The sequence below is a fragment of the Streptomyces sp. NPDC017246 genome, from assembly GCF_044331325.1.
GTDB lineage: Bacteria > Actinomycetota > Actinomycetes > Streptomycetales > Streptomycetaceae > Streptomyces.
The window spans coordinates 189,608-214,477 of record NZ_JBIRMW010000015.1 but is presented as its reverse complement, the minus strand read 5'-3'; the positions used below and the strand labels follow the sequence as shown (position 1 = coordinate 214,477).

General features: G+C 73.1%; 21 protein-coding genes and 1 tRNA gene. 11 read left to right on the top strand and 11 right to left on the bottom strand.

What is annotated here, in order from left to right:
• Positions 1 to 62: 62 nt before the first annotated feature.
• Positions 63 to 1,706, bottom strand: coding sequence for a beta-N-acetylhexosaminidase (locus tag ACH4MY_RS30090; protein WP_398006866.1), 1,644 nt, complete (start codon positions 1,704 to 1,706; stop codon positions 63 to 65).
• Positions 1,707 to 1,899: 193 nt separating this feature from the next.
• On the opposite strand from ACH4MY_RS30090, the gene ACH4MY_RS30085 reads away from it, so the two are divergent.
• Both ACH4MY_RS30085 and glmS read left to right on the top strand, forming a co-directional pair.
• Positions 1,900 to 2,175, top strand: coding sequence for a hypothetical protein (locus ACH4MY_RS30085; protein WP_398006865.1), 276 nt, complete (start codon positions 1,900 to 1,902; stop codon positions 2,173 to 2,175).
• A gap of 60 nt (positions 2,176 to 2,235) precedes the next feature.
• Positions 2,236 to 4,053: a glutamine--fructose-6-phosphate transaminase (isomerizing) gene (gene glmS, locus ACH4MY_RS30080; protein WP_398006864.1), complete on the top strand. Its 1,818-nt coding sequence runs from the start codon at positions 2,236 to 2,238 to the stop codon at positions 4,051 to 4,053.
• A gap of 158 nt (positions 4,054 to 4,211) precedes the next feature.
• On the opposite strand, the gene ACH4MY_RS30075 is transcribed toward glmS, so the two are convergent.
• Together ACH4MY_RS30075 and ACH4MY_RS30070 are read right to left on the bottom strand one after the other, a co-directional pair.
• On the bottom strand, positions 4,212 to 4,775 hold the full coding sequence (locus ACH4MY_RS30075; protein ID WP_398006863.1) for a GPR1/FUN34/YaaH family transporter: 564 nt from the start codon (positions 4,773 to 4,775) through the stop codon (positions 4,212 to 4,214).
• A 176-nt stretch (positions 4,776 to 4,951) separates the two neighbouring features.
• Complete coding sequence (locus tag ACH4MY_RS30070) at positions 4,952 to 5,473, bottom strand: universal stress protein (RefSeq protein WP_015033782.1); 522 nt, start codon at positions 5,471 to 5,473, stop codon at positions 4,952 to 4,954.
• Positions 5,474 to 5,818: 345 nt separating this feature from the next.
• Here ACH4MY_RS30070 and ACH4MY_RS30065 point away from each other — a divergent pair, with 345 nt between their 5' ends.
• The 4 genes from ACH4MY_RS30065 to ACH4MY_RS30050 all read left to right on the top strand — a co-directional run bounded on the left by ACH4MY_RS30065 (position 5,819) and on the right by ACH4MY_RS30050 (position 8,736).
• The gene (locus tag ACH4MY_RS30065) at positions 5,819 to 6,199 is read left to right on the top strand and encodes a hypothetical protein (protein WP_398006862.1); all 381 of its coding nucleotides are present in this window, start codon (positions 5,819 to 5,821) and stop codon (positions 6,197 to 6,199) included.
• Between the two features lie 444 nt (positions 6,200 to 6,643).
• On the top strand, positions 6,644 to 7,813 hold the full coding sequence (locus ACH4MY_RS30060) for a helix-turn-helix domain-containing protein (protein ID WP_398006861.1): 1,170 nt from the start codon (positions 6,644 to 6,646) through the stop codon (positions 7,811 to 7,813).
• Positions 7,814 to 7,942: 129 nt separating this feature from the next.
• A complete protein-coding gene (orn, locus tag ACH4MY_RS30055; RefSeq protein WP_398006860.1) occupies positions 7,943 to 8,545 on the top strand; it encodes an oligoribonuclease in 603 nt (200 codons plus the stop codon).
• A 118-nt stretch (positions 8,546 to 8,663) separates the two neighbouring features.
• A tRNA-His gene (locus tag ACH4MY_RS30050) sits at positions 8,664 to 8,736 on the top strand.
• Positions 8,737 to 8,783: 47 nt separating this feature from the next.
• Here ACH4MY_RS30050 and ACH4MY_RS30045 read toward each other — a convergent pair.
• The 5 genes from ACH4MY_RS30045 to ACH4MY_RS30025 form a co-directional block, all read right to left on the bottom strand.
• Positions 8,784 to 10,127, bottom strand: coding sequence for an endo-1,4-beta-xylanase (locus tag ACH4MY_RS30045; RefSeq protein ID WP_398006859.1), 1,344 nt, complete (start codon positions 10,125 to 10,127; stop codon positions 8,784 to 8,786).
• Positions 10,112 to 12,772 (bottom strand): cellulose binding domain-containing protein, encoded by a 2,661-nt coding sequence (locus tag ACH4MY_RS30040; RefSeq protein WP_398006858.1) that lies wholly within the window; start codon positions 12,770 to 12,772, stop codon positions 10,112 to 10,114. Before ACH4MY_RS30040 ends, ACH4MY_RS30045 begins: the two co-directional genes overlap by 16 nt.
• 198 nt (positions 12,773 to 12,970) lie before the next feature.
• Positions 12,971 to 14,488 carry a cellulose binding domain-containing protein gene (locus ACH4MY_RS30035; RefSeq protein ID WP_398006857.1) on the bottom strand — a complete coding sequence of 506 codons (1,518 nt, stop codon included), beginning with the start codon at positions 14,486 to 14,488 and terminating at the stop codon, positions 12,971 to 12,973.
• Positions 14,489 to 14,757: 269 nt separating this feature from the next.
• Positions 14,758 to 16,167 (bottom strand): ATP-binding protein, encoded by a 1,410-nt coding sequence (locus ACH4MY_RS30030; protein WP_398006856.1) that lies wholly within the window; start codon positions 16,165 to 16,167, stop codon positions 14,758 to 14,760.
• Positions 16,164 to 16,865 (bottom strand): response regulator transcription factor, encoded by a 702-nt coding sequence (locus ACH4MY_RS30025; RefSeq protein ID WP_398006855.1) that lies wholly within the window; start codon positions 16,863 to 16,865, stop codon positions 16,164 to 16,166. The genes ACH4MY_RS30030 and ACH4MY_RS30025 overlap by 4 nt, the downstream gene beginning before the upstream one ends.
• A gap of 78 nt (positions 16,866 to 16,943) precedes the next feature.
• Here ACH4MY_RS30025 and ACH4MY_RS30020 point away from each other — a divergent pair, with 78 nt between their 5' ends.
• Positions 16,944 to 17,522, top strand: coding sequence for a hypothetical protein (locus ACH4MY_RS30020; RefSeq protein ID WP_398006896.1), 579 nt, complete (start codon positions 16,944 to 16,946; stop codon positions 17,520 to 17,522).
• A 24-nt stretch (positions 17,523 to 17,546) separates the two neighbouring features.
• Here the strand turns inward: ACH4MY_RS30020 and ACH4MY_RS30015 are convergent, their stop codons facing one another.
• On the bottom strand, positions 17,547 to 18,413 hold the full coding sequence (locus tag ACH4MY_RS30015) for a spermidine synthase (protein WP_398006854.1): 867 nt from the start codon (positions 18,411 to 18,413) through the stop codon (positions 17,547 to 17,549).
• Between the two features lie 76 nt (positions 18,414 to 18,489).
• Positions 18,490 to 18,933 (bottom strand): hypothetical protein, encoded by a 444-nt coding sequence (locus tag ACH4MY_RS30010; protein ID WP_398006853.1) that lies wholly within the window; start codon positions 18,931 to 18,933, stop codon positions 18,490 to 18,492.
• Between the two features lie 226 nt (positions 18,934 to 19,159).
• Here ACH4MY_RS30010 and ACH4MY_RS30005 point away from each other — a divergent pair, with 226 nt between their 5' ends.
• Positions 19,160 to 20,446, top strand: coding sequence for a tetratricopeptide repeat protein (locus ACH4MY_RS30005; RefSeq protein ID WP_398006852.1), 1,287 nt, complete (start codon positions 19,160 to 19,162; stop codon positions 20,444 to 20,446).
• 161 nt (positions 20,447 to 20,607) lie between these two features.
• Here ACH4MY_RS30005 and ACH4MY_RS30000 read toward each other — a convergent pair whose 3' ends face one another.
• Positions 20,608 to 21,201 carry a histidine phosphatase family protein gene (locus ACH4MY_RS30000; RefSeq protein WP_398006851.1) on the bottom strand — a complete coding sequence of 198 codons (594 nt, stop codon included), beginning with the start codon at positions 21,199 to 21,201 and terminating at the stop codon, positions 20,608 to 20,610.
• A gap of 143 nt (positions 21,202 to 21,344) precedes the next feature.
• Between ACH4MY_RS30000 and ACH4MY_RS29995 the strand changes: the two genes are divergently transcribed.
• The 3 genes from ACH4MY_RS29995 to ACH4MY_RS29985 are packed head-to-tail and all read left to right on the top strand — an operon-like array spanning position 21,345 to position 24,869.
• On the top strand, positions 21,345 to 22,184 hold the full coding sequence (locus tag ACH4MY_RS29995) for a phosphatase PAP2 family protein (RefSeq protein WP_398006850.1): 840 nt from the start codon (positions 21,345 to 21,347) through the stop codon (positions 22,182 to 22,184).
• On the top strand, positions 22,117 to 23,289 hold the full coding sequence (locus tag ACH4MY_RS29990) for a hypothetical protein (protein ID WP_398006849.1): 1,173 nt from the start codon (positions 22,117 to 22,119) through the stop codon (positions 23,287 to 23,289). The genes ACH4MY_RS29995 and ACH4MY_RS29990 overlap by 68 nt, the downstream gene beginning before the upstream one ends.
• Complete coding sequence (locus ACH4MY_RS29985) at positions 23,280 to 24,869, top strand: hypothetical protein (protein WP_398006848.1); 1,590 nt, start codon at positions 23,280 to 23,282, stop codon at positions 24,867 to 24,869. The genes ACH4MY_RS29990 and ACH4MY_RS29985 overlap by 10 nt, the downstream gene beginning before the upstream one ends.
• Position 24,870 lies beyond the last annotated feature (1 nt).

Below are 24,870 nucleotides of genomic sequence, written 5' to 3'. Positions count from 1 at the left end.
GGGACGGTCCCCCGCCAGGGCTCACATCCATGCCCGGCCCGGCCCGGCTCGCTACGCGCGGCTCACCGTGCGGCGGGCCACGGAACCTGGGGCGAGCGGTAGTAGTCGATGCCCATCGCGTCGAACCTCGGCGCCTGTTCCGCCAGCCGCACCTTGTACGTCTCCCAGTCGTGGCCGGCCGCCGGCGACCAGCCCAGCTCCGCCACGCCCGGCAGGCGGGGGAAGGCCATCACGTCGAGGTCGTCCGTGGTGGCCAGTGTCTCCGTCCACAGCGGCGCCTCGACGCCCCGGACGGCGCTCTCCGGCGCCCCCGGCAGATAGGTGGCCGGATTCCAGTCGTACGACCGCCGCACCTCGACGTACCCGGCCCAGGCGAGGCCGAGCGGGGTGTCCTTGGTGTACTTCATGTCGAGGTAGGTGCGGTCGGCGGGCGAGAGGATCAGGCCGGTGCCGTTGCGCGCCGCCGCGGCGACCCGCTCCTTCTCGGCGGCGGGGGTGCGGTCCAGGCCCCAGTACTGGACGAGGGCGCCCTCCGCGGGGGTGGTGCCGGTGAGCTGGTGCCAGCCGACGACCTTCTTGCCGTACTTCCCGACGACCGGCTGCACCTTGTCCATGAAGGCCACGTAGTCCGCGTGGCTGGTGGAGTGCGCCTCGTCGCCGCCGATGTGGAGGTAGCGGCCGGGGGTGAGCGCGGCGATCTCGCGGATCACGTCGTCGACGAAGTCGTACGTGACGGGCTTGGGCACGCACAGGGAGCTGAAGCCGACCTTGGTGCCGGTGTAGAGGGGCGGGGCGACGCCGTCGCAGTTGAGCTCGGCGTAGGAGGCGAGGGCCGCGTTGGTGTGGCCCGGCATGTCGATCTCCGGGATCACCTCCTGGTAGCGGGAGGCGGCGTACCGGACGATCTCCTTGTACTCCTCCTTGGTGTAGAAGCCGCCGGGGCCGCCGCCGACCTCGGTGGAGCCGCCGTAGGTGGTGAGCCGGGGCCAGGAGTCGACGGCGATGCGCCAGCCCTGGTCGTCGGAGAGGTGCAGATGGAGGGTGTTGACCTTGTAGAGCGCGAGCTGGTCGATGTACCGCTTCACCTCGTCGACGGTGAAGAAGTGGCGGGCGACGTCGAGCATGGCGCCCCGGTAGCCGAACCGCGGGGTGTCGGTGATGGTGCCGCCCGCGATCTTCCAGGGGCCGTTCTGGACGCTCTTGCGCTCGACGGCGGAGGGCAGCTGCTGGCGCAGGGTCTGGACACCGCGGAAGAGGCCGGCGGGTGCGCGCGCGGTGAGGGTGAGGCCCTCGGGGGCGGAGCGGAGGCGGTAGCCCTCGTCGCCGAGCGCGGTGTCGCCGGGGCTGAGGCGGAGCCGGATGCCGCCGCGGGCGGCCTGGTCGTCGACGACGGGGAGCGGGAAGCCGGTGGCGGGGCGGAGCAGCCCGGCGAGGTAGCGGCCGAGGTCCTTGGCCTCCCGGTCGGCCGTGTCCACGCCGATGCGGGTGGCGTGGGTGAGGGTGTAGGGCTCGCCCTCGGGGGTGATGGAGGCGGGTAGGGGCACGATGCGGCCGAGCGGGCGGACCTCGGGCTCGGCGGCGGACCTGCCGCCGTCCCCCTTGTCCTTCCAGAGGCTGGTGGCGGCTGCCTCGCCGCAGCCGACACCGGCGGCGGCGACCAGGAGCAGGGATCCGATCAGGCGCGGAATCCTTCGGCGCTGTCTCACAGGCTTGGTCCCCTTCGGGCGTTGGACGCGTCTGTCGAGTTGTATATCCGAACCGTCACCATGCGTACCGCTGTGGCTCCTTTCGGTCAAGGTCTGGACCAAGCCCCTCTCCGTGAGGGCGGATCGCGGCACACCTGCCCGATATCGGGCAGGATTCTTGCGAAAGTCGAGCGGTACCCCTCAGTATTCACGGGTGCTCGAACGCCGCCCGTCGCACGACGACCTCATCGACCACCTGGTCCGCAGCACCGCGCTCCAGCGCGGTGAGGCCGCCCGGGTGGTGCTCGACGTGCTGGCGTACTTCGACGAGACGGCCGAGGAGTTCGTCCGCCGCCGCCACCGCGAACTGCAGTCCGGCGGGGCCGTGAACGCCGAGATCTTCGAACGGATCGCGGCGGAGCTGCCACACCGGGCCGTGGCGCCGCCGGAGCTCTCGCTCCGACAGCTGCGCCGCATCGTCTACGGCTGAGGCGCACCGGACCGCCCGGACGGCCGAGTACATCCACTGACCTGGAGGGGTTTCACCTTTATGTGCGGAATTGTCGGTTACATCGGAAAGCGCGACGTCGCCCCGCTGCTCCTCGAGGGCCTGGCGCGTCTTGAGTACCGGGGATACGACTCGGCCGGCATGGTCATCACCAGCCCGAAGGCCTCCGGCCTGAAGATGGTGAAGGCCAAGGGTCGCGTCCGCGACCTGGAAGCCCGCGTGCCCAAGCGCTTCACCGGTACCACCGGCATCGCCCACACCCGCTGGGCCACCCACGGCGCGCCGAGCGACGTCAACTCGCACCCGCACCTGGACCCCGAGAACAAGGTCGCCGTCGTCCACAACGGCATCGTCGACAACGCCCAGGAGCTCCGCGCCAAGCTGGAGGCCGACGGCGTCGTCTTCGCCTCCGAGACGGACACCGAGGTCATCACCCACCTCATCGCCCGCTCCCAGGCCGAGAGCCTGGAGGAGAAGGTCCGCGAGGCGCTCAAGGTCATCGAGGGCACCTACGGCATCGCCGTGATGCACGCCGACTTCAACGACCGCATCGTCGTGGCCCGCAACGGCTCGCCGGTCATCCTCGGCATCGGCGAGAAGGAGATGCTCGTCGCCTCCGACGTCGCCGCCCTGATCGCCCACACCCGCCAGGTCGTCACCCTCGACGACGGCGAGATGGCCACCCTGAAGGCCGACGACTTCCGCACGTACACGACCTCGGGCGCGACCACCACCGCCACCCCGGAGACCGTCGAGTGGGAGGCCGCCTCCTACGACATGGGCGGCCACGACACCTTCATGCACAAGGAGATCTCCGAGCAGCCCGACGCGGTCGACCGCGTGCTGCGCGGCCGCATCGACGACCGCTTCTCCACCGTGCACCTGGGCGGTCTGAACCTGGACCCGCGCGAGGCCCGCACCATCCGTCGCATCAAGATCCTCGGCTGTGGCACCTCGTACCACGCCGGCCTCATCGGCGCCGGGCTCATCGAGTCCATGGCCCGCATCCCCGCCGACGCCGAGCCGGCCTCGGAGTTCCGCTACCGCAACCCGGTCGTGGACCCCGACACCCTCTACATCGCCGTCTCCCAGTCCGGTGAGACCTACGACGTGCTGGCCGCCGTCCAGGAGCTCAAGCGCAAGGGCGCCCGCGTCCTCGGCGTGGTCAACGTGGTCGGCTCCGCCATCGCCCGCGAGGCCGACGGCGGCGTGTACGTCCACGCCGGCCCCGAGGTCTGCGTCGTCTCCACCAAGTGCTTCACCAACACGGTCACCGCCTTCGCGCTGCTCGCCCTGCACCTGGGCCGCATCCGCGACCTGTCCGTCACCGACGGCAAGCGGATCATCGAGGGCCTGCGCAAGCTGCCCGCGCAGATCCAGGAGATCCTCGACACCGAGGACGAGATCAAGAAGATCGCCGCGGAGTACGCCGGGGCCCAGTCGATGATGTTCATCGGCCGCGTCCGGGGCTACCCCGTCGCCCTGGAGGCCTCCCTCAAGCTGAAGGAGATCTCCTACATCCACGCCGAGGCGTACCCGGCCTCCGAGCTGAAGCACGGCCCGCTCGCCCTCATCGAGCCGGCCCTGCCGACGGTCGCGATCGTCCCCGACGACGACCTGCTGGAGAAGAACCGCGCCGCCCTGGAGGAGATCAAGGCCCGCAGCGGCCGCATCCTCGCGGTCGCGCACCAGCCGCAGGCGAAGGCCGACCACACCATCGTCGTGCCGAAGAACGAGGACGAGCTGGACCCGATCCTGATGGGCATCCCGCTCCAGCTCCTCGCCTACCACACGGCGCTCGCCATGGGCCGCGACATCGACAAGCCGCGCAACCTGGCCAAGTCCGTCACGGTCGAGTAGCAGCGGCCTCGGGGCCTGTCCCCCCGAGCCGCGCCGCCGGGCCTGTCCCCCGGAGGTTCGACCGGACACGAAAGCGGTCCCCGTGCATCCCAGGTGCACGGGGACCGCTTTTTCTCGGTTGTACGGTTTCCCGCGGCCGTCCGGCCGCGGTCGTACGGTCAGCTCGCCTCGGCCGGGGTGCGGTTCGCGCGCCCCAGGGCGGTCGGCCAGCCCGCGACGGCCGCCGTGGCGCCGTACCAGGCGACGAGACCGGCGACGGCGGCGACCCAGCCGCCCGCCTTCCCGAGGCCGCCGTTGTCGGCGAGCGCCCCGATGCCGAGCAGCAGCAGCGCGACGAACAGCAGCCCGTACACGCCCTGTCCGAAGAGTCCGCCGCCCTTGGCGGCCAGCGTCAGCGTGAGTGCCAGGAGCGCCCACAGGAGCAGGAAGACGCCCACGGCGTCGGCCGTGGCACCGCCGCCGACGGCGGTCCCCCAGGTGAACCAGAAGGCGCCGAGGGCCGCGTACGCCGTGCCGTCCCCCTTGTCGCCCGCCCTGAGGGCGAGCAGGCCGACGAGGAAGAGCGTGACCCCGCCGACCCAGGTGGCGAGGCCCGCGGCATCCGCTGCCGCGACGTTGTCGATGGCACCCGTACCGCCCAGGCCGAAGGCCAGCAGGGTCAGTCCGAGTGCGAGGTTGCCGAGAGTGGAGGTGGTGTTTCCCGCGGCGACTTCGTTGTCCACGGCGGGCTCCCTTCAGATGCGCAGGTGTGCTGCGTGAGCTGCTGTGATCCGGTGACCTTTATGTACCCTTCACAAGCGCACAATTCACCTGTCGAAGGCCGAATTTATGGCCGGATGACGGCAGTTGAAGGAGAGACCTGACAGCCCGTCCGTGACGGAGGGGGAATCCGGCAGCGCTACGGGATGACGATCACGGGCCGCTGGGCGCGGCGCGCGAGGCGGCCGGCCACCGATCCGAAGATCCGGCCGACGATTCCGTGCGTGGAGCCGACCACGATCGCGTCGGCCGAGTACTCGCGGCCGACCTCCTCCAGCTCGTGACAGATGTCGCCACCGCGCTCGACGAGGATCCAGGGCACCTCGGAGAGGTGCTCGGCGCAGGCCAGCTCCAGCCCGAGGACCTCGGTGCGATGGTCGGGCACGTCGACGAAGACGGGGGGCTCGCAGCCGGCCCACACCGTGGTGGGCAGCCGGTTGGCCACGTGCACGATGATCAGGCCCGAGCCGGAGCGCCTGGCCATGCCGATGGCGTACGCGAGGGCGCGCTCACTGGACGTGGATCCGTCGAAGCCGACGACGACCCCGTGCCGGAAGGCCGGGTCGCAGGCATGACGTGGCTGTTCGACCGCGAGGGGGTCGACCGTGGAGTCGGCGACGCGCTTGCGGTCCGCGGGTTCGGGGAATTCGTGACCGGCCATCGGTGTCTCGGCGAAGAGAGTCCTCGTGGGAAGGGACGGGGAACGGAGGGGACGGAACAACGGGTGGCGGCGGAGCTGTGTCCGGGAATCATCTTCCCAAGCCCATACCCCCAAGGGTACGGCGACACTCCTCTCCTGCCCAGAGCCAGCCGCTCCACTCCCCGACGTGCGTGCCGCTCGCGCGCGGCGTTGCAGGGAGCATGCAACAGGGGCTCGGGATCTGGCAATGCCGGTTGTGCCCTACAGGCGTCCGTACGGGGGCCAAACGGACGTCGCCCAGAGTGACCGGAGGGTTCCGCTCCTCGTTGCCCACAGGTCCAGCCCACCGTCGCAGGGAGACCGCCCGTGCCCGCACCATCGACCGCCGCAGGCCAGACCCCGACCGTCCCCGCCGCCGCGCTCGGCGCCCCCCGCGGCCGCCGTCGGGCACCCGTCCTCTCCGCGACCGGCCGGCCGGACCCGGATCACGATCCGGGAACCGCGCCGGCGGTGGTGGGCGTGGTGCCGGTCGCGGGGCCGGCGGAGCAGGCCGGCGACGTCGTCCGCTGGGCGGCCTTCTGCTGTGTGCTCGTCCCGGTGGTCCTCGTCGTCTGCGGCACCTCGCTCGGCGGCGCCGCCGGGACCGCGCTCGGTCTCGTCTCGGTGACGACGGCCTGCCGGGTGCTGTTGCGCCGCTCGGAACGGGGGCTGCGCGGCGAGGGTGCCCGCGGCCGGCGGCGCGGTTGAGGGAGTAGCCGGGGACAAAACGCTCCCAATCGGGGCGCCCGCCGGTCCCGACCCCCGTGGAGTTGACAGGTTCGTACACGCGAACCGATATGTTTTCAGCCAACTTCCATCTGTCGGCGAGTCCTTGGCGGAACGGTTGCCCAACCCCGGCGCCGGCACCCGAAAATGCCCCGCCACAAGGGCTCACACCCCCCGCGTACGGGGGCGTTCGCCGCACCGCCCCTTCCCCCGGCGGCCGCCGGACGGAAGACTTCGCGATCGATCGCTTCGCGCCAAGTGGCCTTGTCGACAATCCACCGGATGGAGAACTTGTCACGCCGGCGCCACAGGACACAGTAGATTCGATCATGGGTACCGAAGACTGGGGTCTCGTGCAAAACCGAGGGGAAACGTGCAGGAGCGACACGACCAGGGAGACGCGAACACCGAGGGGGGCTTAGCGTCATGAGCCAGGACTCCGCCGCACCGGAGGCCGCACGGAAACTGACCGGGCGCCGCCGTCGCGAAGTCGTCGCGGTGCTGCTGTTCAGTGGCGGCCCCATCTTCGAGAGCTCCATCCCGCTCTCCGTTTTCGGCATCGACCGGCAGGACGCCGGGGTGCCCCGCTACCGGCTTCTCGTCTGTGCGGGCGAGGACGGCCCGCTGCGGACCACCGGTGGACTCGAACTGACCGCGCCGTACGGCCTGGAGGCCATCAGCCGGGCGGGCACCGTCGTCGTCCCGGCCTGGCGGTCGATCACCTCGCCGCCGCCGCCGGAGGCGCTCGAAGCGCTGCGCCGTGCCCACGAGGAGGGCGCGCGGATCGTCGGTCTGTGCACCGGGGCGTTCGTCCTCGCCGCGGCCGGTCTGCTCGACGGCCGCCCGGCGACGACGCACTGGATGTACGCGCCGACGCTCGCCAAGCGCTACCCGTCGGTCCATGTGGACCCCCGGGAGCTCTTCGTCGACGACGGGGACGTGCTGACCTCCGCCGGCACGGCGGCCGGAATCGATCTGTGTCTGCACATCGTGCGGACCGACCACGGCACGGAGGCCGCGGGCGCCCTGGCGCGCCGGCTGGTCGTCCCGCCGCGGCGCAGCGGCGGTCAGGAGCGCTACCTCGACAGGTCTTTACCAGAGGAGATCGGCGCCGACCCGCTGGCCGAGGTCGTCGCCTGGGCGCTGGAGCACCTCCACGAGCAGTTCGACGTGGAGACCCTGGCCGCCCGCGCGTACATGTCACGGCGGACCTTCGACCGCCGGTTCCGCTCGCTGACCGGTTCGGCGCCGCTCCAGTGGCTGATCACCCAGCGGGTGCTCCAGGCGCAGCGGCTGCTCGAAACCTCCGACTACTCGGTCGACGAGGTCGCGGGCAGATGCGGCTTCCGGTCCCCGGTGGCACTGCGCGGCCACTTCCGGCGCCAGCTCGGCTCCTCGCCGGCCGCCTACCGGGCGGCGTACCGTGCCCGGCGGCCGCAGGGTGAGGTCGGCACCGCCGTGCTCGACTCGGTCGTGCCCGCGCAGGTCTCGGCCGGCATCCGCCGCCCGGCGTCCCCGCTGGAGCAGGGGAAGCCGCAGTCCGACGTCTACGCTCCGGGACGCCCGTCGTTCCCGGGCCAGCGCAGCGCGCCGTAGAGCCGCGCGGCCACAAGCCGCGCATCGCAGGACCTGAGGGCGCCCGGGGAGACCTTCCCCGGGCGCCCTCAGGGCTGCTCGGGACGCCCGACCCGCTCGGGCGGGGGGAAGAGCCCCTAAGGTGGACGCATGAACGATCGCATGGTGTGGATCGACTGCGAGATGACCGGGCTCTCGCTGACGGACGACGCACTCATCGAGGTGGCCGCGCTGGTCACCGACTCGGAACTGAACGTGCTCGGCGACGGGGTGGACATCGTGATCCGCCCGCCGGACACGGCCCTGGAGACCATGCCCGAGATCGTGCGCCAGATGCACACGGCCTCGGGGCTGCTCGACGCGCTCGCCGGCGGCACCACGCTCGCCGACGCGGAGGCCCAGGTCCTCGCGTACATCCGCGAGCACGTCAAGGAACCCGGCAAGGCACCCCTGTGCGGGAACTCGGTCTCCACGGACCGCGGCTTCCTCGCCCGGGACATGCCCGCCCTGGAGAGCCACCTGCACTACCGGATCGTCGATGTCTCCTCGGTCAAGGAGCTGGCCCGCCGCTGGTACCCGAGGGCGTACTTCAACAGTCCGGAGAAGAACGGCAACCACCGGGCGCTCGCCGACATCCGCGAGTCCATCGCGGAGCTGCGCTACTACCGCGAGGCGGTCTTCGTCCCGCAGCCCGGTCCGGACTCGGAGACCGCGAAGCGGATCGCGGCCCGTCACGTCGTTCCGGCCGAATGACCCCCTTCGCATAGGGCCTGCTCGCGCCCCCGATCAATGGGGGCGCGAGCACCCTCCAGAACCCTGTAGACTTCTTCTCGGCCGGTCGGGGAAACCTTCGGGAAAACCGCCGGGCATGGTGGGTATAGCTCAGCTGGCAGAGCACCTGGTTGTGGTCCAGGATGTCGCGGGTTCAAGTCCCGTTACTCACCCTGATGGCTCAGGCCCCGGTTCGAAAGAACCGGGGCCTGAGTCTTTTCTACGTTCCGGCGGCGCAGGTGAGGGCCGTCGGGGGCGGGTTGGCGCCCGACCAGGAGCCGTTGAAGCCGAAGGCCGCCGTGCCGCCCGGCGGGACCGTCGCGTTGTACGGGAGGTGCGAGGCCGTCACCTCCGCCCCGGTCTGGGCGACCGTCGCGTTCCACGCCTGGGTGACCCGCTGGCCGGCGGGCTGGGTCCACCGCACCGTCCAGCCGTTCAGCGGGGCCGTGCCGGTGTTCCGGAGGGTGACCTGGGCCGTGAAACCGCCCGTCCACTGACTGGTGACCGCATATGTGACGGAGCACACACCGGGGGCGGGTGGGGTCACCGGGGCGAGTGTCTCGGCGATCCCGGCGTGCGCGGGCTTGGGCGCGAGGTTCTCGTCGTACGGCGTCGCCGCGCCCTGACCCGGGAAGAAGTCCGGGATCCACGAGTCGGAGTCGGTGAAGCCCCAGACGGTGACGCCCGCGCAGCGGGTGACGGCGAGGCAGGCGCGCAGGACGGAGGCGTAGTCCGCCTTCTGCTGGGCCAGCTTCGCGTCGGTCGCGGGCAGGGTCATCCGGATGTCCAGCTCGGTGATCGCCACGTCCACGCCGAGTGCGGCGAAGCGGCGCAGGTTGGCCTCCAGGGAGGCGGGGACCTGGCCGAGGACGAGATGGGCCTGGAAGCCGACCCCGTCGACCGGGACGCCCTGCGCGAGGAGCCGCTTCACCAGGGCGTACATGCCGTCGCTCTTCGCGCCGACGGCGTCGGTGGAGTAGTCGTTGAGATAGAGCTTCGCGGCCGGGTCGGCGGCGCGTGCCGCGCGGAAGGCGTCCGCGATGTACGACTCGCCGAGGGCCGCGCCCCAGAGGGACGGACGCAGGGTGCCGTCCTCGTTCAGCGGTTCGTTGACGACGTCCCAGTGGCCGATCCGGCCCTTGTAGCGGCCGGCCTCGGCGGTGACGTGGTCGGTCATGAGGGTGCGGAGCTGGGCGGCGGTCCAGCTGCCCCCGGTGAGCCAGCCGGGGAGCTGGCTGTGCCAGACGAGGGTGTGGCCGCGCACCTGCTGGCCGTGGGCCTCGGCGAAGGCGACGACGCGGTCCGCGCCGCTCCAGTCGTATGTGCCCCGGGTGCGCTCGACGGAGTCCCACTTCATCTCGTTGCCGGGGGTGAGGGAGCCGAACTGGGCCCCGGCGAGGTCCCCGTACCCGCCGGTGAGCTTCCCCCCGGTGACGGCGGTGCCGAGATGGATCCCCCGGGCCGCGGCGAGGTCCCGCAGCAGGGTGTCGGCGGCGGAGGCGGGCGCGGTGGGGACGAGGACCGCGGCGAGGAGGGCGGCTCCGGTGATCAGGCGACGGAACATGTCGCGCCTCCGAGGGTGAAGGCGGCCGGTACGGGGTTGGTGCCGGTCCAGGTGCCGGTGAAGCCGAAGGAGGCGGAGCCCCCGGCGGCGACGGCGCCGTTCCAGCCGGCGTTCCGGGCGGTGACGGCGGTGCCGGTCTGGACGGGGGTCGCGTTCCACATCTGGCCGACGCGCTGGCCCGCCGGGTAGTCCCAGCCGAGCGTCCAGCCGGTCCACGCGGTGGTGGAGGTGTTGGTGAGGGTGACGTCGGCCTGGAAGCCGCCCTGCCACTGGTTGGTCACCTTGTAGGCGACCTTGCAGGCGCCGGTGGGCGCGGGCGGCTCGGTGGTGCCGCCGTCTCCGCCGCCGGTCTCGCTCGTGTCGCCGTAGATGATGCCGCGGCCGTTGGTGGAGACGTACACCCGGCCGTAGACGCGGGGGTCGCCGGTGATCGCGCCGCCGGTCCAGCCCCACTGGTGGGCGTCGTCGTTGACGCGGACCCAGCTCGCGCCCGCGTCGGTGGAACGGAAGATGCCGCGTACGCCGCCGATCTTCGCGCTCGTGTAGAGGGCGGGGTAGGCGGCTCCGGGGGCGGCCTTGCCGAAGCCGACGGTGTCGGCCTGCTCGACGCCGGAGATCCGGGTGAAGGTGGCGCCGCCGTCGGTGGAGTGCCAGAGGCCGTACGTGGCGTCGGGGGCGCCGCCGGAGAGCCAGATGTCGCCCTTCCTCCCGGGGACGGCCTTGAAGCGGACGTCGCCCTTGGCGGGGAGGCCGGTGGCGCGGGCGGTGAAGGAGGCGCCGCCGTCCGTACTGGCGTAGAGGGTGCCGGACGTGAAGCCGTAGAAGGTGAGCGGGTCGACGCGGTCGGACTCGACGGTCGCGCCGGCCGGGATGCCGGTGGAGGCCGTCCACGCGCTCCCGGTGCCGGTGTGGACGCCGGTGCCGTCCGGGCTCCAGACGAAGCGGGTGCCGTCGGCAGACGCGGCGACCGTGCCGCCGCCGGTGACGCCCGAAGGCTCCTGTCCGGCGCGCCAGTTGGCGCCGTTGTCGGCGGAGAAGGCGACGTGCGGACCGCCGTCGAGGTTCCCGGCGCGTACGACGGTGTCGGGCTTGGTCTCGGCGAAGTCGACGCTGGTGGTGGAGGTGAAGTTGGGGCCGGTGAACATCATCGACGGGACCTTGGCGAGGTCCGTGTGCCGGAAGCCGCCGATGTCGCCGAGGGCGCTGATCAGCGGGGCCCCGGAGGGCGGCGAGGCCAGGTCGAGGACGGCGGTCTCCTCCAGGCCCCGGACCATGGGCCGGATGGTGAAGGGCGTGCCCGTGTCCCACTTGCCGAGGTCCTGGGTGCCGTACACCGTGGCGCCCGTGCCGTACATCATGCGGTTCGAGTCGAAGGGGTCGATCTCCAGGGCCTCGGTCATCCAGCCGAGCTTCGGGGTCTGCTCGGGCGGGGCCGGGTCGGCGCCCCAGGTCAGCCAGGGCACGGAGGAGACGTCCATCGTGTAGCGGTTGGACCGGTTCGGGTACGAGGTGTAGTCCCAGGCCCTGGTCCAGGAGGCGCCGCTGTCGGTGGAGCGGAAGATCTGGGTGTCGGGGAACCAGGAGCTGTAGCCGGAGACCATGACGGTGCCGGGGTGCTGCCGGTCGACGGTGAGACCGCTGAAGCCGTAGTAGGTGTCGGCCTCGGCGACGGGGCTGATGTCCGTCCAGGTGCCGGTGGCGGTGGCGTACCGCCAGACCCGGCCCTTGGCCCCGTCGTACGGGCCCGCCGTGTCGCTGTACGCGAGGTAGAGGTAGCCGTTCTCGGCGTCGAGGACGCCCTTGTGGGCGAGGTACCCGGTGGGCTGGCCGGGGAGCCGGGTCCAGGTGGCACCGGCGTCGGTGGAGCGGTAGACGGCGTTCTGCTTGTCGCCGACGCCGACGTAGATCGTGCTCGTGGCACTGCCGGCGGTCCCGGTGGACTCGTCGAAGGTGACCCAGACGATGCCCTGCTGGTCTGAGTTGTAGCCGCTGGTGTCGGTGGGGTCCTGCTGGTGGCCGCCGGGGTTGGTGAAGGAGGTGACCTTCGACCAGGTGACGCCGGAGTCGGTGGAGCGCCAGAGGCCGTTGCCGCTGGGGGTGCCGAGGTAGAGGACGCTGTTCCTGTGCGGGTCGACGGCGAGCCGCTCGCCCATGCCGCGGCCCGGCATGTTGCCGCCGAGCTTGAAGGGGAGGTCGGCGCGCTGCCAGGTGGCGCCCCGGTCGGCGGAGCGGAGGACGGCGCCGTTGCCGGGGTCCCAGTCGTTGGTGTAGGTGCCGACCGCCGCGTACACCTTGTCGGGGTCGACGCCGTCGGAGGCGAGGCCGACGACGCCGGTGTGGCCCCAGTGGTCCCAGCCGACGGCGTCGAGGAGCGGGGTCCAGGTGGAGGCGGCCTGGTTCCAGCGGTAGGCGCCGCCGATGTCGGTGCGGGCGTAGACGAGGTTCTTCTCGGTCCGGTTGAAGACGATGCCGGGGACGAAGCCGCCGCCGTCGACGCGGACGTTCTTCCAGGTGTAGGAGGAGGCGGGTGCGGCCGCGGCGGCCGGGGGCTCGGCGGGGGTGGGGGCGGCGGTGGCCGGTACCGCTCCCGCGAGGAGGCCCGCGGTGAGGGCGAGCCCCGCGAGCAGAGGGCGTGTGCTGCGCATGGATATCCCGTCGAAGATTGAATGGGAGCGCTCCCACTATTGAGGTGCTGTCAGAACACGGTCAAGGTCCGGGAATCGTCGAAGACATTCGACGGCGGCACGGGAAAAGGGGTGCGCGCCCCGGCCGGGAGGTGGGGTGTCTCCGGCCGGGGCGCGCGGTGGGGGGGCGAAATGGCTCCTGGGGCGGTGCCGCGGGTCCTACTTGTAGGCGGCGAAGGCCTTCGTGAAGGCCAGCGGCTGCTGGAGGATCGAGGAGCAGGTGGCGTCCGCGTAGTTCAACGCGCCCGCCGCGCACTGCCTGTCACGGGTCGAGGACCACATCGACAGCCAGCCGATCCCCTTGGACTTCGCGAAGTCGACGAGCTGGGTGGCGTCGTCGACCTTGAAGATCTCGCTGGCGACGTCGTTGACGCCGATCATCGGGGTGACGGCGACGGCCTTCCAGGCGGCCGCGTCGGAGAGTCCGAGGACGCCCTTGATCTGGGCCTGGGTCGCGGTCGCGGCCTGGATCGCGTACGTCCCCATGTCGGCGCTGTACGCCGGCCCGTAGTCCATCGCCATGATGTTGACGGCGTCGATGCGGACCCCGTTGCGCTTGGCGTCGGCGAGCAGGTCCACGCCCGGCTGGGTCAGACCCTCGGGCATGACCGGCAGGGTGAAGGAGACGTTCAGACCCGGGTGGGACTTCTGGAGCTGGGCGATCGCCTGCGAGCGGCGGGTGTTGGCGGCGGTGTCCGGCAGGGCCGCGCCCTCGACGTCGAAGTCGACCTTGGTCAGCTTGTACTGGTCGACGACCTTGCCGTACGCGGCGGCCAGCGCCGAGGAGGACGAGCAGTTCAGGGCCAGCTCGTGACCGGCGGCGCCGCCGAAGGAGACCCGGACGTCACCGCCCTTGGCGCGCAGGGCGCCTATCTGGGCGGCGACCTTGTCGTTCGCCAGGTCGGTGACCCCGCCCCACAGCGGGGCGCAGGAGCCGCCGGAGGTGATGAAGGCGAGGTTGAACTCCTTCACGCCGGTGGCGTCGGCGGTCGCGAGCAGGTCGTACGTCGGGTAGAGCGAGGTGTCGACGTAGGGGGCGTACCGGGCCGCGGCGACGGGGGCGCCGGTCGCGGTCGCGGTGGGCGTCGGGGTGGGGGTCGGCGCCGTGGTCGCGGTGGCCGTCGGCTTCGGGCTCGCGGTGGCCGTGGCGGTGGCGGTCGGCTTCGGGCTCGCGGTGGCCGAGGGGGAGGCCGTGGCGGTGGGCTGCTCGGTGGGGCGGCCGCTGGGGGTGGGGGCGGTGCCTCCGGCGGAGCAGGCCGCCTTGTTGATACGGCAGTTGGCGGGGTCGCCGGCCTGTCCCGCGGCCGCGGTGACGAAGCCGACGGTGACCGACTGGCCGGGCGCGAGCTGCTTGTTCCAGCTCGCGGGCTTCACGGTGACGTGGCTGCCGGAGACGGTGTGCTCGCCGTTCCAGAGGGAACCGATGGTCGTCCCGGCCGGGAGGTCGAACTCCAGGGTCCAGTCGGACTGGGCGGCGGAGGTCTCGTTGGTGACGACGTACTGACCGGTGTAGCCGCCGGTCCAGGAGCTGGTCCTGGTGTACGCGGCGCCGACCGCGGCGGCCTGGGCCGTACCGGTGAGCGCGAACGCGGCGCCGCCGACCACGGCCGCGGCGACGACCGCTCCGACGACCTTGGTCCTGGTGCTCGCCGTGCGCCGGTGCGAACTGGTGCCCATCGCGTGCCTGCCTCTGCGTGCTGGGGGGTGGGGAAGGGGTGCGGCAGCACGCTAGCGAGCGGGGAACGGACAAACGGGCGTCCGGGGACGCCGACGGGGATCCTTAGGGTCCGCTTAAGGGAGGCATCGGAACCAGGAAAGGTTGGGGGCCCGGCGAGTCCCCGTCGGCCGGCGGCGGCCCGGTCGGTCACCGCCGGCCGGCGGGGACTCGCCGGACCGTCGACGGTCCGACCGGTTCCGTCAGCCGTCGACGGCCCGGCCGGTCCCCGTCAGCCGTCGACGGCCCGGCGGGTGCCCGTGCCCCCGCGCCGGCGGCGGGGCGGGCGGTGTCCGCGGCGGCCGGCGGCGCCGCCCGTGCGGCGCCCGTCGAGCCCGATCCAGATCCGGACCTCGGTGCCGCCGAGCACCGAGTGCCCGATGCGGACGTCGCCGCCGGTGGCCTCCGCCATGCGCCGCACGATGTCGAGGCCGAGACCCGTGGAGCCGTCCCGGGCACCGCTGTTGCCCCGGGCGAGCGCGGCTGCGGGGTCGGCGATGCCGGAGCCCGCGTCGGAGACCAGGACGATGACGGCGTCGTCGCCGTTGTGGACGTCGATCGAGAAGGCCGTGCCCTCGGCGGTGTGCCGGAAGACGTTGCCGAGCAGGGCGTCGAGGGCGGCGACGAGCTCGGGGCGGGCGACCGGGATGCGGACGGGGCGTTCGACGCCCGCGACCCGGACCCTGCGGCCCTCGTCCTCGGCGAGCGCCGACCAGAACTCCATCCGCTCACGCACCACTTCGGCGGCGTCGCAGCCCGCGCCGGGACCGGTCGCCTGGGTCTGCGGCTTCGCGTCGCGGGCCGTGCGGATGATGATGTCGACCTCGCGCTCCAGCTGCTCGACGGCCGCGCGGGTCTGCTCGACGGCCGGACCGGAGCCCAGCGAGGCCGCGTTGAGGCGGAGCACGGTGAGCGGGGTGCGGAGCCGGTGGGAGAGGTCGGCGGCCAGTTCCCTTTCGTTGGCGAGCAGTTGGACGACCTGGTCGGCCATGGAGTTGAACGCGACGGCGGCCGACTTGAGTTCGGGCGGGCCCTCCTCGGGGACGCGTGCGCCGAGCCTGCCCTCGCCGAGGTCGTGGGCGGCGCCGGCGAGCCGCTGGGCGGGCTGCACCATCCGGACGCCGAGCCGGTCGGCGACGGCGACGGAGCCGACGATCAGGGCGATGCCGACTCCGGCGAGGACCAGCCAGGCGGTGGCGACGCCGTTGGACACCTCGTCCTCGGGGACGAAGAGTTCGACGACGGCGACCTCGCCGCTGCTGAGGGCGGTGGGCTGGAGCAGCACGAAGCCGCCCGGGACCTCGGCGATGGAGGCCCGGCCGAGCCGGCGGGTGGCGGCGAGCTCCTCCTCACCGGCCCGTCGGGTGCCGATCTCCAGGGCCGTGGCGCCGGGTTCGCCGGCGGGCACGTGCACGGCGAGCCGTCCGGCGGCCCCGTCCTCGGTGGTGGCGACGGCCTTGTCGAGCTCGTCGCGGTCGGTGGTGATGGCGAGCACGGGGGCGAGGCCGGCGGCCCGCCGTTCGGCGTTGGAGAAGGCCCGGTCGCGGGCCATCTCCTTGACGACGAGCCCGAGGGGTACGGCGAAGGCGAAGACGACCATGGCGGTGACGGCCAGCGACACCTTGACGAGCGCCCATCTCACGGCTGCGGCTCCCGGGGCGGCTCCAGCTTCACACCGACGCCGCGCAGGGTGTGCAGATAGCGGGGCCGGGCGGCCTTTTCGCCCAACTTCCGCCGTAGCCATGACAAATGTACGTCGATGGTCTGGTCGTCCCCGTACGACTGCTGCCACACCTCGGCCAGCAGTTCCTTGCGCGGGACGACGACGCCGGGCCGCCCGGCGAGGAAGGCCAGCAGGTCGAACTCGCGCCGGGTGAGGTCCAGCGGCGCCCCGTCGAGCTCCGCCTGACGGCGCAGCGGGTCGACGGTGAGCCCGCCGACCCGGATCACCTGGGACGGCGACACCTCGCCCGCGCCGGACCGGGCCCTGCGCAGGACGGCGGCCATCCGGGCCGAGAGGTGGTCGACCGAGAAGGGCTTCACGAGGTAGTCGTCGGCCCCGGCGTGGAGGAGCCGTACGATCTCCGCCTCGTCGTCCCGGGCGGTCGCGATGATCACCGGTACGTCGGTGATTCCGCGCAGCATCTTGAGCGCCTCGGACCCGTCCAGGTCGGGCAGTCCGAGGTCGAGGATGACCACGTCGAAACGGAAATGGGCGACCTCGCGCAACGCCTCGAGAGCCGTACCGACGCTCCGTACCGTGTGGGAGGCCTCGGACAGCTGACGGATGAGGGCGGAGCGCACGAACTGGTCGTCCTCGACCACGAGCACACTTGCCATGGGCCGCACCGTACGCCATTCGGGGGAATGTGAAGGAGTGGCCACCCTCCGACGGAGGTCCCGGTGGTGTGGTGCAGTATGGCCCGGATGCGAAGAGGACTCGTTCACGCCCTGGCCTGGTCGCTCGCCACCGGCGCGGCGGTCACGCTGTCCTGGTGGGGAGTGCACACGGTGCTGTCCGGCACGGTGTACGACCCCCCGCGCGCCCTTCCCCTCCCGGCCGGCAGCGCCGACGAACCGGTCGCGGCCGGCAGCGATCCGCTGACCTCCTCGACCCGGCGGCCCGACACCACCGAGCCCTCCGCACCCGCCACGACGAAGCCCACGCCGAGCGCCGGGCGTTCGGCCCCGGCCACCCCGTCCACGCCCCCGTCCCGGCAGCCGAAGCCGACGACCGAGGCCCCCTCCACCGCCCCCGCCGACTCCGGCTCGAACGTGAAGAGCTACACGGTGGACGGCGGCCGGGTCACCTTCGACCTGGGCGAGACCTCGGCCGAGCTGGTCTCCGCGACCCCGGCCTCCGGCTGGCAGATGCAGGTGTGGAAGCAGCCGAGCTGGGTCCGGGTCACGTTCACCGCCGACGGCCGTGAGCTGTCCGTCTTCTGCGTCTGGCACGACACAGCGCCCCGCGTGGAGATCGAGGACCGCGCCGTCTGAGCCCGGGGACGGGCCCCGGCGACGTCAGCGGAAGACGGACGCGGGGGGTACGGGCGAGGGCTTGGCGCTCGCGTCGGTGACCGGCGCCGCTCCCCCGGCGAAGTCGGCGAGCGCCCGGCCGTGTTCGACCCGGCCCGGGTGCGGGTCGGTGGCGACCCGGCGGGTCAGCTCGGCCACCGGCAGCTCCCGGCCGGAGGCCAGCAGCACGGCGTTGCCGAAGCGGCGTCCGCGCAGCACCGTCGGGTCGGCGGTCAGCGCCAGCTCGGGGAAGACGGAGGCGGCCGTGGCGATCTGGCCGCGCAGATGGGTCAGGGGCGGGCCGTCGGCGAGGTTCGCCGCGTAGAAGCCGTCGGGGCGCAGCACCCGCCGCACCTCGGCGAGGAACTCGGTGCTGGTCAGATGGGCCGGGGTGCGGGCCCCGCTGAACACGTCGGCGATGACCAGGTCGGCCCAGCCGTCCTGGACCTTGGCGAGTCCGGCGCGGGCGTCGGTGGAGCGGACCCTGATCCGGGCTCCGGTGTCGAGCGGCAGTTCCCGGCGGACCAGCTGGACGAGGGCCCCGTCGAGTTCCACGATCTGCTGGGTGGAGCGGGGCCGGGTCGCGGCGACGTACCGGGCGAGGGTGAAGGCGCCGCCGCCGAGGTGGACGACCTGGAGCGGCCTGTTCGGCGGGGCGACGAGGTCGGCGATGTGGCCGAGGCGCCGCTGGTACTCGAAGGCGAGGTGGGCCGGGTCGTCGAGGTCCACATGGGACTGCGGGGCGCCGTCGATGAGCAGTGTCCAGGCGCGGGCGCGTTCCCGGTCGGGTATGAGTTCGGCGAGTCCGCCGTCGACGGTCTCGACGACGGAGGCGGCGGCGGCCGCCCGGTCGCGCTGCTTGTTCCTGGCCACGGGCCCATTATCGGGCCTCGCGCGAGGGCCCCGCCCGGCGGCCGGGGCCCGGGGGGATCCGGCGGGCCGGGCGGCCTCAGTGGCAGCCGTCGGCCGCCTCGATGAGCCGGGCCGCCTCGCCGAGCGCCTCGCGCAGCACGACGGGGTCGGTGACCGGGCCGGTGTCGCCCGGAGGCAGCAGCCAGCCGGCGGGGCGGGGCGCGTCCCCGGCCGGTTCGGGGAGTTCCGGCAGCTCGGGGAGGCGAAGACCGCGCCCCGAGGTCCGCGTACAGGCGCTGCCGGGCATGTCCCAGGCGGCGGCGGTGCCGGGCGGGACCAGGAAGCCCAGGGTGTCGCAGCTGCCGTCGTGGACGACGGGGCCGACGGCGGGGGCGGCGCCGCGGCGCAGGATGTCCACGGCCTCCAGGCCCTGCCGGACCGGCACGGTCACCAGGTCCCAGGGTTCGGCGGCGGGCTGGGGCCCGTCGGTCTCCGGGGCGGGCGCGTGCCACGTGGCCGACTGCGAACCGATCTCCGACATGGGGACCCCTCCTCGCTCCTGAGGAGACACGTTCCGTCTCTCCCTTACGGTTCAACGCCCGTGCGCGTCAACGGCTACGGCGCCATGCCGCCGCAAAGGATGGCAGTTCATGGCAGATCACAGGCGAGATATCCGATTTGTAGCCAAACTCTGCGTACGCATCCGGTCACAGCAGGTACGTTCCTGTGCTGCCGGAACACCCGGCAGCACAGGAGAGGGCTCGGCCATGGCGATGTCACGGGCAGTTCCCAATCTCGCCTTCCGCCGGCTCCGCGGACAGCACTCGCCGGCGGAGTTCGCCGCGGCGGTCCGCCGGGCGGCGCGGGAGATCGGCGAACAGGTCGCGTGCGACGCCCGCTACATCGGGCGCGTGGAAGCGGGCGAGATCCGGTGTCCCAACTACGCGTACGAGCGGGTCTTCCTGCATATGTTCCCCGGTCTGGGCCTCTCCGACCTGGGCTTCTCCGCGCGGGAGACGGTGCGCGGCCGGCGGCAGCCGGTCGCGGCCGGGGCTCCGACTCCCGCCGCCATCCCCACCCGGAACGATGAGGAGAGCGACGTGCTGCGTCGCGCATTCATGACGAGCGGCTCCGCCACCCTGGCGGCCGCCTCGCTGGGACTCGGCGGCCCCGCCGTCGCGATCCCCGCCCCCCGCGGCCCCCACCGGATCGGCGAGGCCGAGGTGAGTGCCGTCGAGGACGCCGTACGGCAGATCCGGCTGCTCGACGACCGGCACGGCGCCGACGGGCTCTACAAGGTCGCCGCCCAGCCGCTCCGTGCCGCGTACGCGCTGCTCGACACGGGGACCATGACCCGCCGCTCCACCGAGGACCGGCTGCACGCGGGCGCGGGCGAACTCTCCCTCTCCGTCGGCTGGCTGGCCCACGACTCGGGCCGCCACGAGGACGCGCGCTCGCACTACGCCGAGGCCCTCGCCACCGCGCGCGTGTCGGGGAACGCGGCCCTGGAGGCGCACGCTTTCTGCAACACCTCGTTCCTGGCCCGGGACACCGGCCGGTACCGCGAGGCGGTGCGGGCGGCGCAGGCGGGCCTGCGGGCCGCGCAGCCCCTGGACTCGGCCCGGCTCCTCTCCCTGCTGTCGCTGCGGGAGGCCGCCGCGTGGGCGGGGATCGGTGACCGTTCGGCCTGTGAGCAGGCCCTCGGCCGCGCCCACGGTTTCTTCGACCGGGGCCCGGCCGACGGCGACCCCGAGTGGATGTCGTTCTTCGGGGAGCCGGAGCGGGAGGCCCTGGAGGCCCAGTGCTGGTCGGCGCTGGGCGACTGGAGCCGGGCCGCCCGGCACGCCCACCGGGCCACGGTCCTGCAGAACCCGCACTTCGCGCGGAACCTGGCGCTGTACCGCGCCCATCTCGCCAAGGACCTGGCGCACGCCGGCCGCCCGGACGAGGCCGCGGCGGAGGCCAAGCGGGTGACGGATTCCCTGGAGGGCATCGCCTCGGCCCGGATCCGCGGGATGCTCGCGGAGACCCGCCGGGTCCTCGCCGCGTACTGATTCCGGGCGGACGCGTCGGCGGGACGCGTCGGCGGGCCATCGGCGGAATCTGCGGGACGCGCGGACGGGACCCCTCGATCCGGGGAGCCCCCGATCCGGGGGCCGGTCCGCTCCGAGCGCCCGGTCCGCCTCCGGCGCCGGTCCGCCTCCGGCGCCCGGTTCTACTCCAGGTGCCCGGTGTCGTTCCAGCGCTCGACCGCCGGGGCGCCGTACGCCCAGCCGAGGACGGACAGGCTCGTCGGGTCGAGGCGGATGCGGGCGGCGAAGGAGACGTCCTCGCCGAGCCAGCGGGCGCCGATCGAGCGCAGGATGTGCCCGTGCGCGAAGACCAGGACGTCACGGTCGGCGGAGCGGGCCCAGTTCACGATCTCGTCGGCGCGGTCCGACAGCTGCGCCATCGTCTCGCCCTCGGGGACCCCGTCGCGCCAGATGAACCAGCCCGGCTGGATGTCCTGGATCTGGGGCGGGGTCAGTCCCTCGTACGCCCCGTAGTCCCACTCCATCAGCGCGTCCCAGGGCTCGGCGCGCTCGCCGAAGCCGGCCAGCTCGCAGGTCTCGCTCGCGCGGACCAGCGGGCTGGTGCGCACCTCCACCCCGGGCAGTCCCTGCCAGGGGCCGCGGTGCAGGCGCTCACCGAGCAGCTTCGCGCCGCGCCGCCCCTCGTCGAGCAGCGGGATGTCGGTCCTGCCGGTGTGCCGGCCGAGAAGTGACCACTCGGTCTGGCCGTGCCGGGCGAGCAGGATGCGCGGTGCCATGGGAAGGATCTCCAGGGGTTCACGGTGCGGACGTGCCTCTCCCATCATCGCCCACATGGATTCGGGGTGGCCTCCGGGCAACCCCGGGACGGCTTCCGGCGTCCCCTCCCCCGGGGCGATCACTGTCTGGGGGGACCTTCTCGATGCGCAAGCCACGCTGGTGGGCCGAGTTGTCGCTGCTCGCGGTCGTGTACGCGGCCTACACCGGCGGGCGGCTCCTGGTGCGGGGCGACGAGGCCTCGGCCGTCGCCCACGGGCTGGCGATCCTGCGTATCGAGGAGCTGTTCGGCATCGACGCCGAGGACCCGCTGAACCGGCTGTTCACGGACGTGCCCGCGCTCGGGATACCGGCGGACTTCGCGTACGCCTCCCTGCACTACCTCGTCACCCCGGCGATCCTGGTCTGGCTCTTCCGGCGCCGTCCCGCCCACTACCGGGCCGCCCGCACCTGGCTGATGGTCTCCACGCTGCTCGGTCTCGTCGGCTTCACCCTGCTGCCGACCTGTCCGCCCCGGCTGCTCGACCCCGCGTACGGCTTCACCGACACGATGGCGCACTTCAGCGCGTACGGCTGGTGGGGCGGCGAGGCCAGCGCGCCGCGCGGGCTCGGCGGCATGACGAACCAGTACGCGGCGATGCCCAGCCTCCACGTGGGCTGGGCGCTGTGGTGCGGGGTGATGCTGTGGCGGTACGGGCGGACGCCCGCGGCGAAGGCCCTCGGGGTGGCGTACCCGCTGCTCACGACGGTCGTCGTGATGGGGACCGCCAACCACTATCTGCTCGACGCGGTGGCCGGCGCGGCCGTGATGGGCGCCGGTCTGCTGCTGACCCCGTACGCGCTGCGGCTCGCCGTCCGGGTGCGCGGGACGGTGGAAGCACCCCCGGTTGTCAGTGGCGGATGCGAGACTTCCACGGGTGAGCGCATCCCTGGACAGCGGTCTGTCACGAACTCCGCAGACGACACGTCGGCAGCGGCTCGCTGAGCTGCGCGGACCGGCCACACCGCCGCGTCCGCTGGACGCGCGGGCCCTCGCCGCGCTGGCCGCGAACCCCGGGTGCAGACGACGCGCCCTGCTCGACGGCGCCGGGGTCGACAAGTCCGCGCTGGCCGCGAAGCTCGGCTCGCCGGCCCCCTTCGGGCAGTCGCAGTTCGCGATCGTGCGGGGCAACTCCTTCGAGGCCAAGGTCAAGGCGGACGGCGGCCGTGAGCTGCTGCGGCTGATCGGTGTCGAGGATCCGGGCACGGTCTCCGTGCCCGGTCTGGCGGCGGCCGGCCCGGAGGGGCGGGTGGCGCGCACGGCGCTCGCGCTGCGGGAGGCGACCGGGGCCGACGGGTGGACCCTGCTCGACCATCCGCTGCTCGCCCTGGAGGTGGCCGGTTCGCCGGTGTATCTGGAGCCGGACGCGGTGGTGGTCCGTCCCGACGGCGGGTGGACGGTCGTGGAGATCAAGTCCTTCCCGATGGTCGACGGTGCGGCGGACGCGTCGAAGGTGGGCGCGGCGGCCCGCCAGGCCGCGGTGTACGTGCTGGCCCTCGAGCGGGTGGCGGCCCTGACGGAGGGCGCGCGGGTCGCGCGGTCGGTGCTCCTCGTCTGCCCGAAGGACTTCTCGAACGTGCCGACGGCCTCGGTCGTCGATGTGCGCAAGCAGCGGTCGGTCACCCGGCGCCAGCTCGCCCGGCTGACCCGGATCGACGAGATCGCGGAGGCCCTGCCGGAGGGCGTCAGCTTCGATGTGGCGGAGCGGTCGGCGGAGGAGCTGACGGCGGCCGTGGAGTGCGTGCCCCATCAGTACGCGCCGGAGTGCCTGGCCGCCTGCGAGCTGGCCTTCCACTGCCGGTCGCGGGCCCGGGAGGCCGGCGCGGTGGAGACCCTGGGCCGTTCGGTACGGGGTGAGCTGGGCGGTCTGACGACGGTCGGCGCGGTCCTCGCGGCGGCCCGCGGCGAGGAGGGCGACCCGGAGGATCCGGCGGTGGCGGCGCTGCGCCGGGCGCGGGCGCTGCGCCAGGAGGCTCTGGGGCAGGCGTCACGGGAGCGGGCCGGGTCACCGGGGCCGGTCGATTCGCTGGAGGACGTCGCATGTCGTTGATCTCCACCCTGGCCCGGATGGAGGCCGTCGAGTCCGGCCGGGCGCAGCCGCTGGCGACCGTCCGCCACCGGCGTCTGTCCGGGCGGCCGCTCGTCCTCGTGCCGCTGACGACGGCCGGTGAGGCGGGCGCCCCGCTGGGCGCGCTCGTGGGCACCGACGCCGACGAGCCGCGGCTGCTCGTGGTGACCCAGCCGCGGGACCGTGACCTGCGGTTCGCGTTCCTCGCCGATCTGGCCGAGGAGGTCCTGCCGTACATCGACTCCTTCGCGGGGGCCGTCGAGGCGGCGGAGAAGAGCGAGATCGATCCCGAGACCGGCAAGAAGGTGAAGGTCGAGGTCGAGCTGTGCGCGGACGCGCCGCAGCTGATCGTGCCGAGCCGGGCGGGCGTCGAGTACGTACGGCTGCTGGGGCGGTCGACGCGGTTCCGGCGGACGGCCGAGCAGGACCCGGAGACGCCGTTCCCCGCGCCGCCGCGCGTCCCGCTCCTCGGGCGCTGGCTGACGCACTTCGGCGACCGGGCCCGGGTGCCGGGCTCCTCGCTGCTGCTCGCCGCGACCGATCTCCTCAACCGGCACTGGGCGACCGGCCAGTCGTCCCTTGAGGACCAGCACCTCGGTGCGCTGCTCGCCTGGATCGACCCGCGCGACGGGGAGTCGGGTGCCGAGGCGGCGCTGCGGGCCGAGGTGGGACGCGACGCCCGGGGCCGGCTGCTGTGCCCGCCCGCCGGGCCCGCCACCGACCCGGCCTTCGACAACGGCCTCCTCGCACCCGCGATCGAGCGGTACGACAAGGCCCGGCAGGCGATCGGCACGGCCGAGGACGGCGAGGCGGCCGAGCGGGGACTGGCCGGACTGCACGGGGCCGAGCGGGAACTGCGCCGGCTGGTCGGCTCCCAGCTGAAGCCGACCTGGGACGCGGTCTGGCGGGCGATCGGCCTGCTCCGGGAGCTGCCGGAGGGTGCCAGGGTCGAGGACCGCTGGACCCGCGACCGCTGGTCCTTCACCGCCCACCGGGACCGGGTCACCGCGGGTGAGCCGCCGCAGCCGCGCCGGGACGACGCCGTGACGGCGGCCCGGAAGCTCGCCGCGCGCGAGCAGGCGCAGGGGCAGCTGGAGGCGCAGGAGGCCCTCGACGATCCGCTGGTCCTGGCCGGGCGGAGGCTCGCGGGCGAGGCGTTCACGGCCGAGGTGGTCGAGGTGACGATGGCCTGGACGGAGTCGAAGCGGCCCGCGCCGCGTCCGCTCCTCACGGTCCGCACCGAGGACCGGCCGCACCTGGGCGAGAAGGTGAAGGTGTTCCGCTCGCTCGGCGGGAAGCCGCAGTCGGCGGAGTTCGTGCGGTACGAGGAGGACGGGGCGGTGCTGCTGCGGCTCCTCGACAAGATGGGCCGGTCGAAGGAGCCCGCGGAGGGTTCGGTGCCGGAGAAGGGCGAGCGGATCGCCTGGACGCTGTTCGAGCACGACCAGCGGGTCGGGCCTCAGCTGCCGGAGGCGGAGGAGACGCCCTGGACGCACGGCGGTCCGCCCCGTGCGGACACCGTGGAACTGCCCGACGCCGTGACCGCGGAGGACGTGCTGTGAC